At 57.3% G+C, this 14,412-nt stretch carries 11 protein-coding genes and 3 pseudogenes; 6 read left to right on the plus strand and 8 right to left on the minus strand.

All coding sequences use genetic code 11. From position 1 onward, the window contains the following. A partial coding sequence (locus WDJ60_RS10765; protein ID WP_340100437.1) for a transposase occupies positions 1-422 on the minus strand: 422 nt, incomplete at its 3' end. Positions 423-549: 127 nt separating this feature from the next. After that, positions 550-933: a PaaI family thioesterase gene (locus WDJ60_RS10770; RefSeq protein ID WP_340100438.1), complete on the minus strand. Its 384-nt coding sequence runs from the start codon at positions 931-933 to the stop codon at positions 550-552. Positions 934-1,360: 427 nt separating this feature from the next. Between WDJ60_RS10770 and WDJ60_RS10775 the strand changes: the two are divergent. From WDJ60_RS10775 to WDJ60_RS10785, 3 pseudogenes are all read left to right on the plus strand, one after another. Then, positions 1,361-1,610: pseudogene (locus tag WDJ60_RS10775) on the plus strand (IS630 family transposase); the annotation flags it as partial. Between the two features lie 7 nt (positions 1,611-1,617). Then, positions 1,618-2,244 (plus strand): annotated as a pseudogene (locus tag WDJ60_RS18915) (ISH6 family transposase); the annotation flags it as partial. A 264-nt stretch (positions 2,245-2,508) separates the two neighbouring features. Beyond that, positions 2,509-3,096 (plus strand): annotated as a pseudogene (locus WDJ60_RS10785) (enoyl-CoA hydratase/isomerase family protein). Positions 3,097-3,199: 103 nt separating this feature from the next. Here the strand turns inward: WDJ60_RS10785 and WDJ60_RS10790 are convergent. From WDJ60_RS10790 to WDJ60_RS10805, 4 genes are all read right to left on the minus strand, one after another. Continuing rightward, positions 3,200-3,445, minus strand: a complete 246-nt coding sequence (locus tag WDJ60_RS10790; protein WP_340100507.1) for a universal stress protein — start codon at positions 3,443-3,445, stop codon at positions 3,200-3,202. Positions 3,446-3,667: 222 nt separating this feature from the next. After that, positions 3,668-5,770, minus strand: a complete 2,103-nt coding sequence (locus tag WDJ60_RS10795) for a 4Fe-4S dicluster domain-containing protein (RefSeq protein ID WP_340100440.1) — start codon at positions 5,768-5,770, stop codon at positions 3,668-3,670. A 1-nt stretch (position 5,771) separates the two neighbouring features. Continuing rightward, a complete protein-coding gene (locus tag WDJ60_RS10800; protein ID WP_340100441.1) occupies positions 5,772-6,725 on the minus strand; it encodes an electron transfer flavoprotein subunit alpha/FixB family protein in 954 nt (317 codons plus the stop codon). Further along, positions 6,722-7,516, minus strand: a complete 795-nt coding sequence (locus WDJ60_RS10805) for an electron transfer flavoprotein subunit beta/FixA family protein (RefSeq protein WP_340100442.1) — start codon at positions 7,514-7,516, stop codon at positions 6,722-6,724. The genes WDJ60_RS10800 and WDJ60_RS10805 overlap by 4 nt, the downstream gene beginning before the upstream one ends. A 253-nt stretch (positions 7,517-7,769) precedes the next feature. On the opposite strand from WDJ60_RS10805, the gene WDJ60_RS10810 reads away from it, so the two are divergent. The 3 genes from WDJ60_RS10810 to WDJ60_RS10820 all read left to right on the plus strand — a co-directional run bounded on the left by WDJ60_RS10810 (position 7,770) and on the right by WDJ60_RS10820 (position 11,755). After that, positions 7,770-8,531 carry an SDR family NAD(P)-dependent oxidoreductase gene (locus tag WDJ60_RS10810; RefSeq protein ID WP_340100443.1) on the plus strand — a complete coding sequence of 254 codons (762 nt, stop codon included), beginning with the start codon at positions 7,770-7,772 and terminating at the stop codon, positions 8,529-8,531. A gap of 109 nt (positions 8,532-8,640) precedes the next feature. Further along, complete coding sequence (locus tag WDJ60_RS10815; RefSeq protein ID WP_340100444.1) at positions 8,641-10,338, plus strand: acyl-CoA synthetase; 1,698 nt, start codon at positions 8,641-8,643, stop codon at positions 10,336-10,338. Positions 10,339-10,456: 118 nt separating this feature from the next. Further along, entirely contained in the window at positions 10,457-11,755 is a 1,299-nt protein-coding gene (locus WDJ60_RS10820; protein WP_340100445.1) for an ABC transporter substrate-binding protein, read from the plus strand. 47 nt (positions 11,756-11,802) lie between these two features. Here the strand turns inward: WDJ60_RS10820 and WDJ60_RS10825 are convergent, their stop codons facing one another. Beyond that, positions 11,803-13,410 (minus strand): dihydrolipoamide acetyltransferase family protein, encoded by a 1,608-nt coding sequence (locus WDJ60_RS10825; protein ID WP_340100446.1) that lies wholly within the window; start codon positions 13,408-13,410, stop codon positions 11,803-11,805. Further along, entirely contained in the window at positions 13,407-14,411 is a 1,005-nt protein-coding gene (locus tag WDJ60_RS10830) for an alpha-ketoacid dehydrogenase subunit beta (protein WP_340100447.1), read from the minus strand. Before WDJ60_RS10830 ends, WDJ60_RS10825 begins: the two co-directional genes overlap by 4 nt. Between the last annotated feature and the right edge of the window lies 1 nt (position 14,412).

The following is a 14,412-nucleotide window of genomic DNA, read 5'->3' on the forward strand; positions in this document are numbered from 1 at the left end:
GTTTTCTCGTCGGCGTAGAGTGCGTAGATGAGGTTCTGTCCCCAGATGTAGCCGGGAACAGTGTGGTCGTAGAATTTCCCCACGTTGGGGATTTTCTCGCCTGTTTTGTGCGTGAAGGTGTCGTCGATGATGACGACACCTTCATTGGACCAGCGAGTGTCATCGGTTTGTTGGAGAAGCTCAAGTCGCTCTTTGTTCAGTTGATCTTCATCCCAGTCGTACTCGGTAAGAAACTTGTTGAGAGCGCGTTCGCTCTTGGCTGGAAGCACGTGTGTTGAGATGCCGTCCACGGTCTTGTTGCTGGCCGCAACAAGACCGGTGACGTAGGTCTTGGCATGGTGCTTTTGCCGGGTCGAGAAGCACTCTAACTCGTCGATTGGAGCGGTACAAGATAGAAACGACGTGAGATTGGAGCGGTACAAGATAGAAACGACGTGAGTGGGAGCATCCGATCTTCACGTCTCTCTACGCGCTACATCAGCATAAGGTGCGAAGTCAAGTGACTAGACTATAGCACCGCCAATGGCAGCGCGACCGAATAGTTTTGTACTACTCAGTCTTATAGACGCCGCGTGCGTCCGCTACCCGCGTCCGGTCTTCGGCATACACTTCCACGTTGACGACGCCGACACCGCTTCCCTCCCGGATCACGTCAGCCTCCGCGCGGAGGTCACCGGTCCCGGATTCGAGGTAGTTGATACGCATGTCGATTGTTGGGACCGGCTGGTCGACCATCGAGACGAGCGCAGCACCGCCGACAGTGTCTGCGAGTGTGAACGTGACCCCACCGTGAGCCACCACCCGGTCACTATTCCAAGAGAGGTTCTCGTGCATTTCGATGTATCCTTCGGCGTGTCCGTCCTCGGCAGTGGTCACTTCGATACCGAGCAAGTCGGCAAACGGCATGTTCTCGAAGAATTCCTTGACATCCATGCTCGTCCCTCCCGTTTCATAGCCAGACAAATAAATGTTGATGTCCCGACCGTTGTCGGGCTGATTCCGTCACCCGCGGTGGTCGTAGACGCGCTGGACTTTGCCGACTTCCGTCCGTTCGATACCGTCGTGGCGTTCAATAGTCTATTCCATGACGTTGAGGTTCTTCCCCTCTATCTGGTGTGCGAATACCGGTGAATCTGCTTACGAGAATCACGTTAATCGCGGAACTAAGCGCAGATCGGCGGTAGTTGAGCCGACGCTACTGCGATTAGCCACGGTTGAGTAGAGACTGAGCGGACGAAACGCCGGAAATCATCCGTTTTGAATAGTGACATCTATCACGAAGGGCAAGCACGGAACAGATTTCACAGCAATGCGCTCACCTCCCGGCGAAGGAAGCCACGAAACCGCGGGGCCAGACGGGTTCGACGAGGATGAAACGGACGACCCACACAATAAACAACCCGGAGACGACAGCGACGTAGAGTGGACAGTTGACGAGGATATGCGGACAGATTAGGAACAACGATCGGATTTTCGATATCTCACATCCGCAACCGTGGGACAATTCACAGCGACTCTAACAGTAAATAATCCGACAATTGGCCGGTCGCTGGTGAAAATCGAGACACCAGCGGCCGGGTTTTACGCACTCGGCGGAGAGGGTGTGTTCCAGTTCATGAGTGCCTCAACGAGCGCCCAGTCAAGGCCTTCTGCGCGAAGAACACGCCACAACAACGGACTTCAGAGATTCCAACTCTCCGCGACGTGTACTCACTCGGCAGTGACTACCGCCGGCGAGCACACGTTCACGTTGAACTACGTCGAAGACACTGCTGCCAACAAAGATAACTAGTCTCACTTCTGCCCTGTCGAGAACTTCATCCGATCCGACGGGAAGAAACGCTGTTAGGAGAAAATCTCCCTCAAATTAGCTGATCTCGCCACAACGCTATCGTTTCGGGATGCTGCGTCGGCGGACGACGGCTTCGAGAAGACACCGTCATCCGACACCATCCAGCGGTGAGTCAAAGGGTACCGCCAGAAAGTCCCAGCGTTCCTTTCTAACAATATCCAGGAACGGAAATTAATACTGTAATTCCTGATAGGATGAAGTGCCACAGTCAGGATGACGACCGTAGCCAGCACGAAGTCCAGATCACACTCGCAGAGGACGATGATGAGGAATCTCGGTAAGTGCTTGATGTCTCGGTTAACGCCGACTGGGATGAGATAGCCGCTGAAGTTGACGATCAGAACGCGATCACTGGCGACGCGGAGAGATGCAGGTTCAGCGACTCCCATCTCTGATTTGGATGACAGCAGCGGTAAAAGCTCGCAGTAATCACTATTGGACACCGAGGATAACTACATGACGTACTTTTCCTCCCAGGGTCTTTGGCGCGATTCCCATGGAATCTCCCTCTCTATCTTCACCAGTTATCCGTAATTCCAAAGAGTGCAGGTGGTGTTACAGTACGTGTGTACGAGCATATTACCTACTCGGTTGACAACGTTATTGGATATTTGATATTATCTCGACCGGATGTGTACCATGCGTTTAACGAAGAGATGATTGAGGAACTGAACGACGCGCTCGTTCGCATCAAAACGGACAGTGATGTTTACTCGTTCGTCTTGACGGGGGAAGGTGACGGGTTTTGCACTGGCGCTGACGTATCGACGATGCCAGACTAGGCATCCCAATCCAAAGACAAGTACGGCGCGTTTTTAGAGAATGTACAGGACGTCGTTCGGCAAATCCTCTCCTTTGGCAAGCCGAGTGCGGCCGCAGTCAATGGCCCGTCGGTCGGTGCTGGTTGTGACTTCGCACTCGCCTGTGACGTTCGCTACATCTCTCCGGATGCCTACCTCACCGAAGGGTTTGTCGACGTCGGTCTCGTCCCCGGTGACGGCGGTGCCTGGCTTCTCCCGAAACTTATTGGCGAGTCAAAAGCCCGCGAATATCTTCTCACCGGCAAAAAGATAACACCCGACGAGGCGGAGACGCTAGGGCTGGTAAGTGGTGTGACAGACGATGTTGTCGGAGCAGCACGGGAGTTTGCCGAGGAGGTGACGAGAAACCAGCGGTCGCGGTGCAACGGACGAACCCTTTCGTCGGTTCTGGTGCTTCTTTTGAGGATCACTGCGAGCGCGTGATCGATTATCAGTTGGAGTGCGTGAACGACCAGGAACACGAGGAAGCAGTAGCAGCGATGCAAGAGGGCCGCGACCCCGAGTACGATCGATAGCGACTGGCGATTTACGTCTCGACCGGGTCACAGGTCAGCACTGGTCGATCCGTGTTCAGGATGACCGACTGCGAGACGCTCCCGAAGAGAACATTGCCGGCAGGGGAACGTTTTCGGCCCGCGATGCAGATCGTATCAGCATCGATTTTGTCTGCCGTCTCGATAATCGACACCGCTGGGTCGCGGCTGCCTTCTCGGAGTTCAACCGAGACACCGGCGTCCTCGAAAATCTGCTGTGCCCGCCTGAGGGACTCGATTTGGGTGACCGATGCGCCCGCCGGGTTGTCGACAAAATCGTGGAGGAACTAGGCGTTGATGCTGTCGACGTCGAAGAGGTCAAGAATCGTCTCTGCTTGCGTGACTGCACGGTCTACGTTTCGGTCGATTCCCAGTAACACCTCTGACATACAAGAACAATCATCGAGATTTTATAAATAGGTGTCGCCAGCCTGACCAGAGAGCCGGTAGATTCAGTTTAGTCAGGCCTGCAGCGCTTCGGCGAGGAGTTCGGTAAGGTCGACGATTTCGAGGTCGTCCTCGAAGCCGCCGGTTTTGCGGCCGTCCTCGAACATCGTCACACACATCGGGCAGGCGACGACGAACTGCTCGACATCGCTGGCGTCGGTGTCTTCGACCGCCTCGCGAAGGCGTTCCTCGCTGGGTTTGTGGTCTTCGTCGTGGTCCATCCAGAGGCCACCGCCACCGCCGCCACAACAGAATGAGTTGTTGCGGTTGCGTGGCATCTCGACCAGTGTTGCACCGGTCGCGCGCACGAGTTCCCGTGGCGCTTCGTACTCGTCGTTATAACGACCAAGGTGACAGGGGTCGTGATAGGTGACCGTCCGGTCCACGCTTCCCAGGTCGAGTTTGCCGGCGTTGACCAGCCCTTCGACCACTTGGGTGTAGTGAGCCACTTCGATTTCGTCGTTGGCGTTCCAGTAGCCCTCGACGGGGGCTTCGAGCATCGGGTCGTCGGCGAATTCGGCGAAGTCAATCTCCGAGTACTCGTTTTCGATGGTGTTGTAGGAGTGTGGGTCCGTACAGACGATGGTCTCGAACTCGCAGTCTTCGAGCGCGCCGATGAGCGTCGACGCCTGTTCGACGTACAGTAACTCTTCGCCGAGCCGGCGGATATCGTTGCCGTCGTAGACCTCGTCCTCGTAGAGGATACCGTAGTCAACCCCGGCGTGTTCGAAGATGCGAGCGAGTGCGCGTGCCACGTTCCGATTGCGCTCGTCGTAGCTGGGGTAGTCGCCAACGTACCAGAGGTACTCGACTGACTGCTCGCGGGCGTCTGGCACCTCGAACTCTAACTCTTCGGTCCAGTCAGGACGGGAGCGGGCTGAGTCTCCGAATGTGTTGCCCTGTTGCATCAGGTTCTGGAAGACGTCCTGAATGTGGCCGTCCACGTCGCCTTGCTCGACGAGCTGGCGATTCATGTCCGTAAAGTGCGTGAGGTGCTCGATATCGACCGGGCAAGCATCCATGCAGGCCATACAGGAGAGACACGATTCCATCGTCTCCGAAGCGATGACGCTCGTGCCGCCGTCGGCGATGATAGGCATATCCTCGCTGCCGGCGTCGTGCTGTTCGCGATAGTTTTTGAGGTCCAAGATAACGTCACGCGGGTCCAGCGGTCGCCCCGCCTCCTTCGCGGGACAGACCGAGGAACACCGGCCACACTTCGTGCAGGCGTCCTGGTCGAGGAGTTGCTTCCAGGTGAAGTCGTCGACATCTTCGAGTTCCGTATCCGCTGACGGGTCCAGCGGGACGCCGGGGAGGCGACTGCCGGCTTTCTCGTCGCGGGTGACGAGGTTGGCGAACGACGAGAGCATGTGCAGCGGTTTCGCGTAGGGCACCCAGGCGACGAACCAGAGTGCGAGCAGCGAGTGACTCCACCAGACGGCCGGGTAGGCAGCGACGGCCGTCTCTGGGGAGATGCCGACCCCGGCACCGACGGCGGCGAGGAAGTAGCCGACGAAGCTCACCGTCTCGTGGGCGGGGAAGTTCTGGCCGAGGATACGGACCGCCTCGGTGAGGTAGCCGCCGACGCCGAGCAGAAAGAGCGACCAGAGAAACAGGTCGTCTTCGCGGCCAGTGTGTTTCCCCCAGAGTCGCTCCGAGCGGGCGATATAGCGCCGGTAGATAGCGACAGCGATGCCGACGACGAAAAAGAGCCCCATCGCGTCCATCACCAGCGAGTACGAGAGGTAGAAGTCACCGACGAAGAACGACTCGCCGGTCAGCGGGCGGTAGAGGTCCATATCGATGCCCAGGATTGTGGTTCCGATGAGGAGGGTGAGAAAGCCCCAGAGAATCGCGGCGTGCATCAGTCCGGCGACGATGTCGCGGTCGAGTTGCTTCTCGTTAGAGAGGGCCAGCCGCGCACTCGAGCGGATGCGGCCCCCGAGGTTGTCGAGTCGGGCGAACGGGTCGTCTGTGCCCTGCGTATAGCGCGTGACCCGCTGGTAGATACCGACGAGAAACACCAGAATTGCCACGGCTGCCAGATAGTAAAAGACCGCCTTCCCAACGTACCCAATCTGCCAAAATGTTGGCCGAGTAATAGTTTCTGCCGCCATATTAGCTGAACTGCTCTGTGAGTTCGGGGACCACCTCAAACAGGTCGTCGACGATACCGTAGTCCGCGATGTCGAAAATAGGTGCGGAGGGATCGTCGTTGATTGCGATGATTGTATCGGAGCCTTTCATTCCGGCAACGTGCTGGACGGCCCCGGAGATGCCGATTGCGATGTAGACCTCGGGCGTCACGACTTTCCCAGACTGCCCGACCTGGCGGTTCTTTGGGAGCCAGCCGCTGTCGACGAGCGGTCGCGAAGCCGCGAGCGTCGCATCGAGGGTCTCTGCGAGTTCCTCGATGAGGTCGAGGTTCTCTTTTTCGTCTATACCTCGGCCGATGGCGACGATGAACTCGGCTTCGCTGATATCTACGTCACCGCCAGCGACCTCCTCGAAGCCGTTGACAGTCGAGCGGATGGCACTCTCGTCGATGTCTACGTCGGCGGCCTCGACGGTCGCGCTCCCAGCGGCTTCTGTCTGTGGCCACTCAGCCGGCCGGATAGTAATAACGCCGTCGTCGCCCAGCATCTCGACAGTGCCTTCGGTTTTCCCGCCGTAGAACTCGCGAGTGATTGTGAGACCATCATCGTACTCGAAGTCGGTCACATCAGTCGTGAAGGGAACGTCGAGCTCTGTTGCAACTGCCGGGACGTAGTCCATGGCGTTGACCGTCTGTGGGGTTACCAGATACTGGGGTGAGAGTTCTGCGTAAAGTTGCTCGACGGCCTGTGTGTACACGTTGTGATTAAACTCGTCGCCCTCGTCGACAGTGTGAATGGTATCGACGCCCTCGCGGTTGAGCGTGTCAGCGAAGTCGTCGACTGACCCTCCGATGACCGCGACGTGGAGCGACCCACCAGTCTCGTTGGCCAGTTCTCGGCCGGCGCTAATCAGTTCGAAGCTCACGTCCCGTAGTCCACCTCGTCGGTGCTCTGCGACAGTAAGAATGTCACTCATGCTTCGATAACCCCCTTGTCCTGCAGCAGATCACCGAGTCGGCTGGCTGTCTCTTCAGCATCACCTTCGAACAGCGTCGCGTCGCTCTCCGAGACGGGCTCGTACAGTGACTGGAGTGCAAGCGAGTCGTCCAGGTCTGCTGTCTCCAGCCCGTAATCTTCTGGAGAAGTAACGTCGAGTGGTTTCGACTGTGCCTGTCGAATACCCCGGAGACTGGCGTACCGGGGGTCGTTGATTCCGGACTGAATCGAGAGGACAGCGGGCAACTCGATGTCGGTCAGTTCTTCGAGACCACCCTCTAGTTCGCGGTGAACGGACGCCGACTGGAAATCGTCTGCGATATCGAGCGTGTTGACGACGGCAGCCCACTCGTAGTCGATAGACCTGGCGAGCGCGACGCCAGTCGCACCGAAGGCGTCGTCGCCGCTCTGGACGCCGGTCAGAACCAGATCTGGCTGTTCCGATTCGACGACGGCGGCCAGCAGACGGGATTTGAGACCTGAGCCGAGGATGTCTCGCTCGGCAAGAGTATCGTCCCACATACGAATAGCTCGGTCCGCGCCCTTCGCGAGCGCCTGCCGGATGGTCTCCTCGGCACGTTCTGGTCCGATGGTAACCGTGACCACTTCTACGTCGTCGTGCTCTTCGCTTATCTGGACTGCTTCTTCGACTGCATAGTCGTCCCACTCGTTAAACTCGTATGTGAGATACTGGGATGGGACAGACTGCTCGTCGATTTCGAATTCGTCGTCGACGGCAGCCACCTCTTTGACTGCGACTAAGATTTTCATGTGCTGGTGTCTTGGTTGGGAGAGTCTTTTATTAAATGTGTCGTTCATTTGGCCCGGATACTCCGTTCTGAGAAATATATCGCCACTGATAGGAGACTCTCGGCAAGCGAGACGGCGCAGTCTCCGTTCGTTCTCGGTAACTGACTCAAATGCTTGGTGTGCTCGTCGGTCTGTCGTTCGTGCGGGTCGTATAGTTGCTCAATCACACACCAAGCTATAACGGTCACAAACAGCGTAGTGGAGATACGAAACGATGTTAGTTGAAAATACGATAGCGGTGATTAGCGGTGGAGCATCGGGGATTGGAAAAGCGACAGTGGAGAGATACGCTGAAAACGGTGCCAACGTGGTCGTCGCAGACATCGACGAAGAGGGTGGACGTGAGACAGTCCGAGAAATTGGCGAAAGGGACGGCGAAGCGACCTTCGTTCAGACCGACGTCACACAGCCCGATGACGTGCAACGAATGATAGAGACAGCAGTCGAGGAATATGGCGGTATCGACGTCCTGTTCAACAACGCGGGTATCGAAGGGCCGTTGGCCGAGGTCGCAAACTACGACGAGGACGCATTCGAACGCGTCATCGCTGTCAATCTGAAGGGGGTCTTTCTCGGTATCAAATACGGCGTCCAGGCGATGCTGACAGACGGCGGCGGAACAATTATTAACACGTCGTCCATCGCGTCCGAATCCGGTATCCTCGGGCGAAGCGCCTACACCGCCTCGAAAGCGGGGATAAATGGACTGACACGGGTGGCAGCAGTCGAATACGCTGAAGACGACATCCGGGTCAACGCTGTTCTCCCTGGCTTTGTTAGAACACCAATGCAGCAACGGTCTGCCGACCAGCAATCGACTGAGAGACTCGACCGATACAAGCTCTCAGAGGCAATGGAAGGCATAGAGCGTCCGGGAGACATTGCGGACGCCGTGCTCTTTTTGGGGTCGGACCTCGCCTCCCGAATCACGGGTATCACTCTCCCGGTGGACGGTGGTTTCCTTCAGCAGCCGTAAGGGGGAAGAATAGCAGACCACTCTGTCTGCTGGCCAGCCGTCTTTTTTATCAGTCAGTACCTGGACAAAAAGAGTTATACTCAAATAGCCTGAATCCACCAGTAGACTAATGTCAGGCGTCCCGACAGTGCCCAATATAGAGGCATACACGTTTTACGAGAAGGAATGGGGGAGCTACGAGGAACTGGTCGAGTCGTTCGAACACGAGGTACCAGAGCGGTTCAATCTCGCCACGTACCTGTGTGACCGCTGGGCTGAAGACAAAAGCAAGGTTGCGCTCTTTGGCGACGGGGATGGACTCGAGCCGGAGACGTACACCTACTGGCAGTTGCGCAATATCACGAACAAGCTGGCGAACTATCTCCGCCAGCGGGGAGTTGAAAAAGGGGACCGCGTCGGAATATACATCCCCCAGAAGCCGGAGACAGCGATGGCTCACCTCGCCGCCTGGAAACTCGGAGCTATCTCGGTGCCGTTGAGTCCCCTCTTCGGAACCGAAGGTCTGGAATACCGGCTCGACGATAGCAGTGCGAAAGCCTGTATCGTTGACCAGGAGAAACTCGACACATTACGGGCGGTCAAAGAGGACCTCGACGACCTCGAAACGATTCTCACGGTCGACGAGGACGACCCAGAAGCCGACGAACGCGATTTCTGGAACGTTCTGGAGACCGTCTCACGGGAGTTCGAGACTGTCAAAACCGATGCCGAAGATGCTGCGACAATCTTGTATACGAGTGGCACGACCGGCGACCCGAAAGGGGTCGTTCACGCCCATCGCTTCTTGCTCGGCTCTCTCCCCAATTTTCTGGCCGGATACTGTAATCTCGAACTCCACGACTCAGATGTCTTCTGGACGCCGGCCGATTGGGCCTGGATTGCAGGACTGTTTGTCACGATGGCACCGACGCTCTATCACGGAAAGCCGCTCCTCGCGTACCACAGGAACGGTCCGTTCGATGCTGTGGAGACCTTTGAACTCATCGAGCAGTACGGAATCTCGGCTTCCTTCCTCCCGCCGACGGCACTCCGAATGATGATGCAGGAGACTGACGAAGCCAGAAACTACGACCTCTCCAGTCTGCGGAGTATCTCATCGGGCGGTGAGTCACTCGGTTCAGACGTCAGTGAGTGGGCTGAAGACGTCTTTGAAGGAGCTGTCGTCCAGGAGGTGTACGGACAGACCGAATCGATGTACATCGCCCAGGAGGTTCAGAAGTTGTTCCCGAGACGCGAGGAGTCGATGGGCAAACCTGGAATCGGTCGTGATGAGGTCGCACTGATGGACCTCGAAACTGGCGAACCGACAGTTGGAATTGACGAAGTCGGTGAGATTGCAATTAAGTACCAGAACGACCCGATTGTGTTCAAAGAGTACTGGCAGGAACCAGAAAAAACGGCCGAAGTCCGGAACGACGGCTGGCACTACACGGGCGATACGGGCAAGCGGGACGCCGATGGCTACTACTACTTCGTGGGTCGGAAAGACGATGTGATTATCTCCGCCGGCCACCGCATCGGACCCGACGAACTGGAGAACACCATCGCTTCCCACGACGCGGTCGTCAACGTCGGCATCATCGGCGTACCGGACCAGGAGCGCGGCAAAATTCCGAAAGCGTACGTCGAACTGGCGCAGGGATACGACTCCTCGGACGCACTTGCAGAAGAACTCCAGCAATATACGAAAGATCGGCTCGCGAAACACGAGTACCCGCGGGAAATAGAATTCGTCGACTCCCTTCCACTGACGGTGACGGGGAAAGTCCGACGGACGGAACTGCGTGACCGGGAAGATATAGAGTAGTCCATTACTGTTTGAAATTGTCTCCAGCTACATCGATAGCGATAGTTTTGCCTAGTCCGCAATTCCTGCTGGCAAAAACACTTATAAGCGTGACTGCTGTTGAAGATAATGAACTATAATGATGGACGGAGGCGGCCAGACAGAGAGTTCGGACTCGAATCTACAGACGAACAGGCGGACGTTCTTGCGTGCAACTGGTGGTGGGGGTGCTGCCATGTTACTGGCTGGCTGTAGCAACAATAGCAGCGGGGCAGATTCGGAGGTAATCAAACTCGGTGTGCTGGCTCCTTCGCCGGACAACAACGCGTCGGGCGAGGCAATGGCCGGAGCGGTCAACGTGATGGCGGCACAACTTAACGAGGATGGCGGGCTGCTGGGTACTGATGTCGACGTTGTCGTAAAGGATACGGAATTCACACCGAGCGTCACACGGCAAGCGTACCGCGAATTGATTCTCCAGGAAAACGTGGATGCAACGTTCGGTGTGTTCAGCAGTGAGAGCCACCTTGCTATCATCGACGAAATCGCCGAGCAACAAACTGTCCACATCGCCGGTGGAACAGGGACAACACAGTTGAACCAGCGCGTGCTGGACGACTACGAGTCTTACAAATACTGGTTCCGGAATCTCCAGAATGGAGAGCAACAAGGTTTGAATCAGGGGAGATTCGCCCAGGAGCGGTTCCCCGAGATGGGTTGGGAAGATATCGCGCTCCTGGTCGAAGATATTGAAGGCTACAAATCGTACGCTAGTGGCTTTCGCGAGAATCTTCCTGACGAAGTGACGATACAGATGGACGAGAATTTCAGTGCTGGGACCGAAGACTATAGACCCCTCCTCCGCGAGGCCGAAAACCAAGATGTCGATGCAGTCTGGATATACGCTTCAGTCACCGGTGCGGCCGCAGTCAACCAGTGGTCTCGAGACCAATTTGATTTCGGTCTCGGTGGTGTTCTCGTTGCTGCATCAAATCCGAACTTCTACCGGAATGTCGACGGCGCTCGCTACACTGCGACAGCAATCGTAGGGGGAACACCGGCGTATCGGCCTACCGATGTGACGACGGAATTTATTGACGCCTACCGAGAGAACTTCGATAAACTCCCTCCAGACTACCCAGCGTATACGACGTACGACGCGGTAAAGGCCTGGGTTACTGCAGTCCAAGAAACTGAGACGACAGACGAAGATGACGTTATCCCGGCGCTCGAGGAGCAAAGCTACACTGGAACAATGGGCACTGTCGAGTACTATCCACCAGATCACGAGTGGGCTCACGACGTACGGTATGGCGAGGGGTACGTCGTCCCTCCGGTTGTACAGTGGATGGAAGGTGAAGGAGACGGCGAGCAAGTCCTACTCTGGCCCGAGTCAGATTCGTCGGGGGACTACCAACAACCAGACTGGGTATCGTAAGTACGCACACAGCAACTTCGAATAAAAAAGCACCCGGTCAAAACGGACTACTCCAACAGTAGCAATTCCGGTTTTTCGAGGTACTTCTCAACGGTGTTCAGGAACTGCTGGGCTGTCGCGCCGTCCAGTACGCGGTGGTCGAACGACATTGAGAGGTTCATTACGTGTCGGGGGACGATTTCACCATCGACCACGCGAGGCTTTTCAGTAATTTCCCCCATGGCGAGAATTGCGACTTCGGGGTAGTTGATAATCGGTGTCCCGTGTTGCCCCCCGTAGGGGCCGATGTTCGTCACGGTAAACGTGCTATCTTGCATCTCTCCGCGGCTGATAGAGCCGTCGCGTGCACGCTGGACCACCTCCTCGACGCCCGACGCGATTCCGAGAAGCCCCTTCTCGTCGACGTTTTTGACGACCGGCACGCGGAGTCCGTCCTCGGCTTCGGTCGCGATGCCGACGTTGTAGTAGTTCTTCAGGACGATCTCCTCAGCATCGCTGTCGAGCGTCGCATTCACGTACGGATACTCCTGTAACGCCTTTCCCACGGCCATGATGACGAACGCGAGATACGTGAGGTTGACATCGTGTTCGGCAGCTGCCTCACCTAATTCCTCTCTCACCTCGACCAGTTCAGTCACGTCCGCTTCGTCGACCGTCGAGACGTGTGGAATTGTGAACTTCGAGCGCTCCATCTGCTCGCCGATAGTCCGGCGGACACCCCGGTAGGGAACGCGCTCCTCGACTGTTGCCGAGACCGGTTCTGCGTCTGCGACTGTGTCGACCTCGGCTCCGACCGCATCCGACTGTGTCGTGTCGCCCTCGGCGAACGCTTGGACGGCATCAGCGGTGACGAACGCTTCGCCCTCGCGCTGTGTCACTGCAGGCACGTCGTCGATGTTCACCCCGAGGTCGTGGGCGACACGTCGCGTTGCCGGCGTCGCCAACGTCTTGTCGCGACCCGCTGCCTGTCGTTGTTCGACCGAGCCACTGGATTTCTGGCTTACGGCCTGTCTCCGACCACCAGTCTTGCTGGCTGAACTATCTGAGGGCTGTTCCTGCGTTTGTTCGGCGGTCGCACCAGTGGGTAACTGACCCGGAACACGGTCGTCTGTGGCACCGATAGCCGTCTTCACATCGGTCTCTGTGACGCGGCCACCAGTCCCAGACCCTTCTAGACGCTCGATGTCAACCCCGTGTTCTCTGGCCAATCGACGGACGCTCGGTGATGCGAACGACCGCTGTCCCGTTCCAGTTGTTTGCAGCGTCGCAACATCACTCGGGGTCGTGTCTGCTACGTCGCTCGCAGTCTTTTCGGCGGCAGGCTGCTGGTTGCGGGCTGTGTCACCATCCGAGTCTGCTGCTGGTTTGTCCGCCGGTTCCGCCGCTGGTGTCTCATCTGTGACGGCTTCACCGTTGCTCACGTCGAAGACGACGAACGTCTCCCCGACGGGAATGGTGTCCCCCTCCTCGTACAGAAGTTCCGAAATCGTGCCGTCGACCGGTGATGGGATGTCGACGACCGCTTTGTCTGTCTCAACTTCTGCGAGTAACTGGTCTTCTTCGACCTGCTCGCCTTCGGTGACGTACCACTCTAGGAGGTCACCTTCGGCGACACCCTCGCCGACGTCCGGAAACTCGTATTCGCGTTTTGTCATGGGAAATTCACTACCTCCTCGACGGCGTCAGTGATTCGTGCCGCGTTCACGAGATAGTAGTCCTCTAGTTCTGGCAGCGGGTAGGGCACGTCCCACCCCGTCACGCGTTCTATCGGCGCTTCTAGGTGCAACAGCGCGTTCTCCTGAATCGTCGAGACGACTTCACCAGCTAGTCCGCCCGTCTGGTGGGCTTCGTGGACCACGACCGCCCGACCGGTCTTCTTGACGGACTCGATGATTGTCTCACGGTCCATCGGGGCCAGCGAACGGAGATCGACGACTTCCATGTCAACGTCGCCTTCGAGAGTCTCCGCGACGTGGCTGACGGGTTTCGTCATCGCGCCCCACGTAAAGACCGAGACGTCGGAGCCCTCCCGTCGGACTGCCGCATCGCCAAGCGGTATCTCGTAGGTGCCGGTCGGGACCTCCTCGCGGAACGACCGGTAGATTTTCTTGGGCTCCAGAAACAGCACGGGGTCCGGTTCCCGGATGGCCGAGATGAGCAACCCTTTGGTATCGTATGGCGTACTTGGGACGACGACCTTGAGTCCGGGGTAGTGGGTAAACAGGGCTTCCGTCGACTCCGAGTGACTTTCAGGCGAGTGAATCCCACCACCGTACGGGGCTCGGACGACAATATTCGGCACGAATCGACCGCGAGTCCGCGAGCGGAAGCGCGCTGCGTGGCTGAGTAGTTGGTCGACGGCCGGGTAAATGAACCCCATGAACTGGATTTCAGCCACCGGTCGGACGCCGAGGAAACTCATGCCGATTGCGGTGCCGACAATCCCACTCTCCGCGAGCGGTGTGTCTATGACCCGCTGCTCGCCGAACTCGTCGTAGAGGCCCTCTGTCGCGCGGAAGACTCCCTCGTTCTGACCGACATCTTCGCCCATGACGACGACCTTCTCGTCGCTTTCCATCTCGTCGTGGAGCGCCTGGCTGACAGATTCGACCAGTGTCAGTCGTTCCGTTTCCGTCTCTGTGGTTGTCTCGCTCATG

It is taken from the genome of Salinibaculum salinum, assembly GCF_037645885.1.
GTDB lineage: Archaea > Halobacteriota > Halobacteria > Halobacteriales > Haloarculaceae > Salinibaculum > Salinibaculum salinum.

Bases quoted from the DNA above. Each gene is read 5' to 3' on its own strand.
- WDJ60_RS10820 (WP_340100445.1), top strand. From the start codon at position 10,457: ATGATGGACGGAGGCGGCCAGACAGAGAGTTCGGACTCGAATCTACAG.
- WDJ60_RS10830 (WP_340100447.1), bottom strand. From the start codon at position 14,411: ATGAGCGAGACAACCACAGAGACGGAAACGGAACGACTGACACTGGTC.
- WDJ60_RS10825 (WP_340100446.1), bottom strand. From the start codon at position 13,410: ATGACAAAACGCGAATACGAGTTTCCGGACGTCGGCGAGGGTGTCGCC.
- WDJ60_RS10770 (WP_340100438.1), bottom strand. From the start codon at position 933: ATGGATGTCAAGGAATTCTTCGAGAACATGCCGTTTGCCGACTTGCTC.
- WDJ60_RS10805 (WP_340100442.1), bottom strand. From the start codon at position 7,516: ATGAAAATCTTAGTCGCAGTCAAAGAGGTGGCTGCCGTCGACGACGAA.
- WDJ60_RS10810 (WP_340100443.1), top strand. From the start codon at position 7,770: ATGTTAGTTGAAAATACGATAGCGGTGATTAGCGGTGGAGCATCGGGG.
- WDJ60_RS10800 (WP_340100441.1), bottom strand. From the start codon at position 6,725: ATGAGTGACATTCTTACTGTCGCAGAGCACCGACGAGGTGGACTACGG.
- WDJ60_RS10815 (WP_340100444.1), top strand. From the start codon at position 8,641: ATGTCAGGCGTCCCGACAGTGCCCAATATAGAGGCATACACGTTTTAC.
- WDJ60_RS10795 (WP_340100440.1), bottom strand. From the start codon at position 5,770: ATGGCGGCAGAAACTATTACTCGGCCAACATTTTGGCAGATTGGGTAC.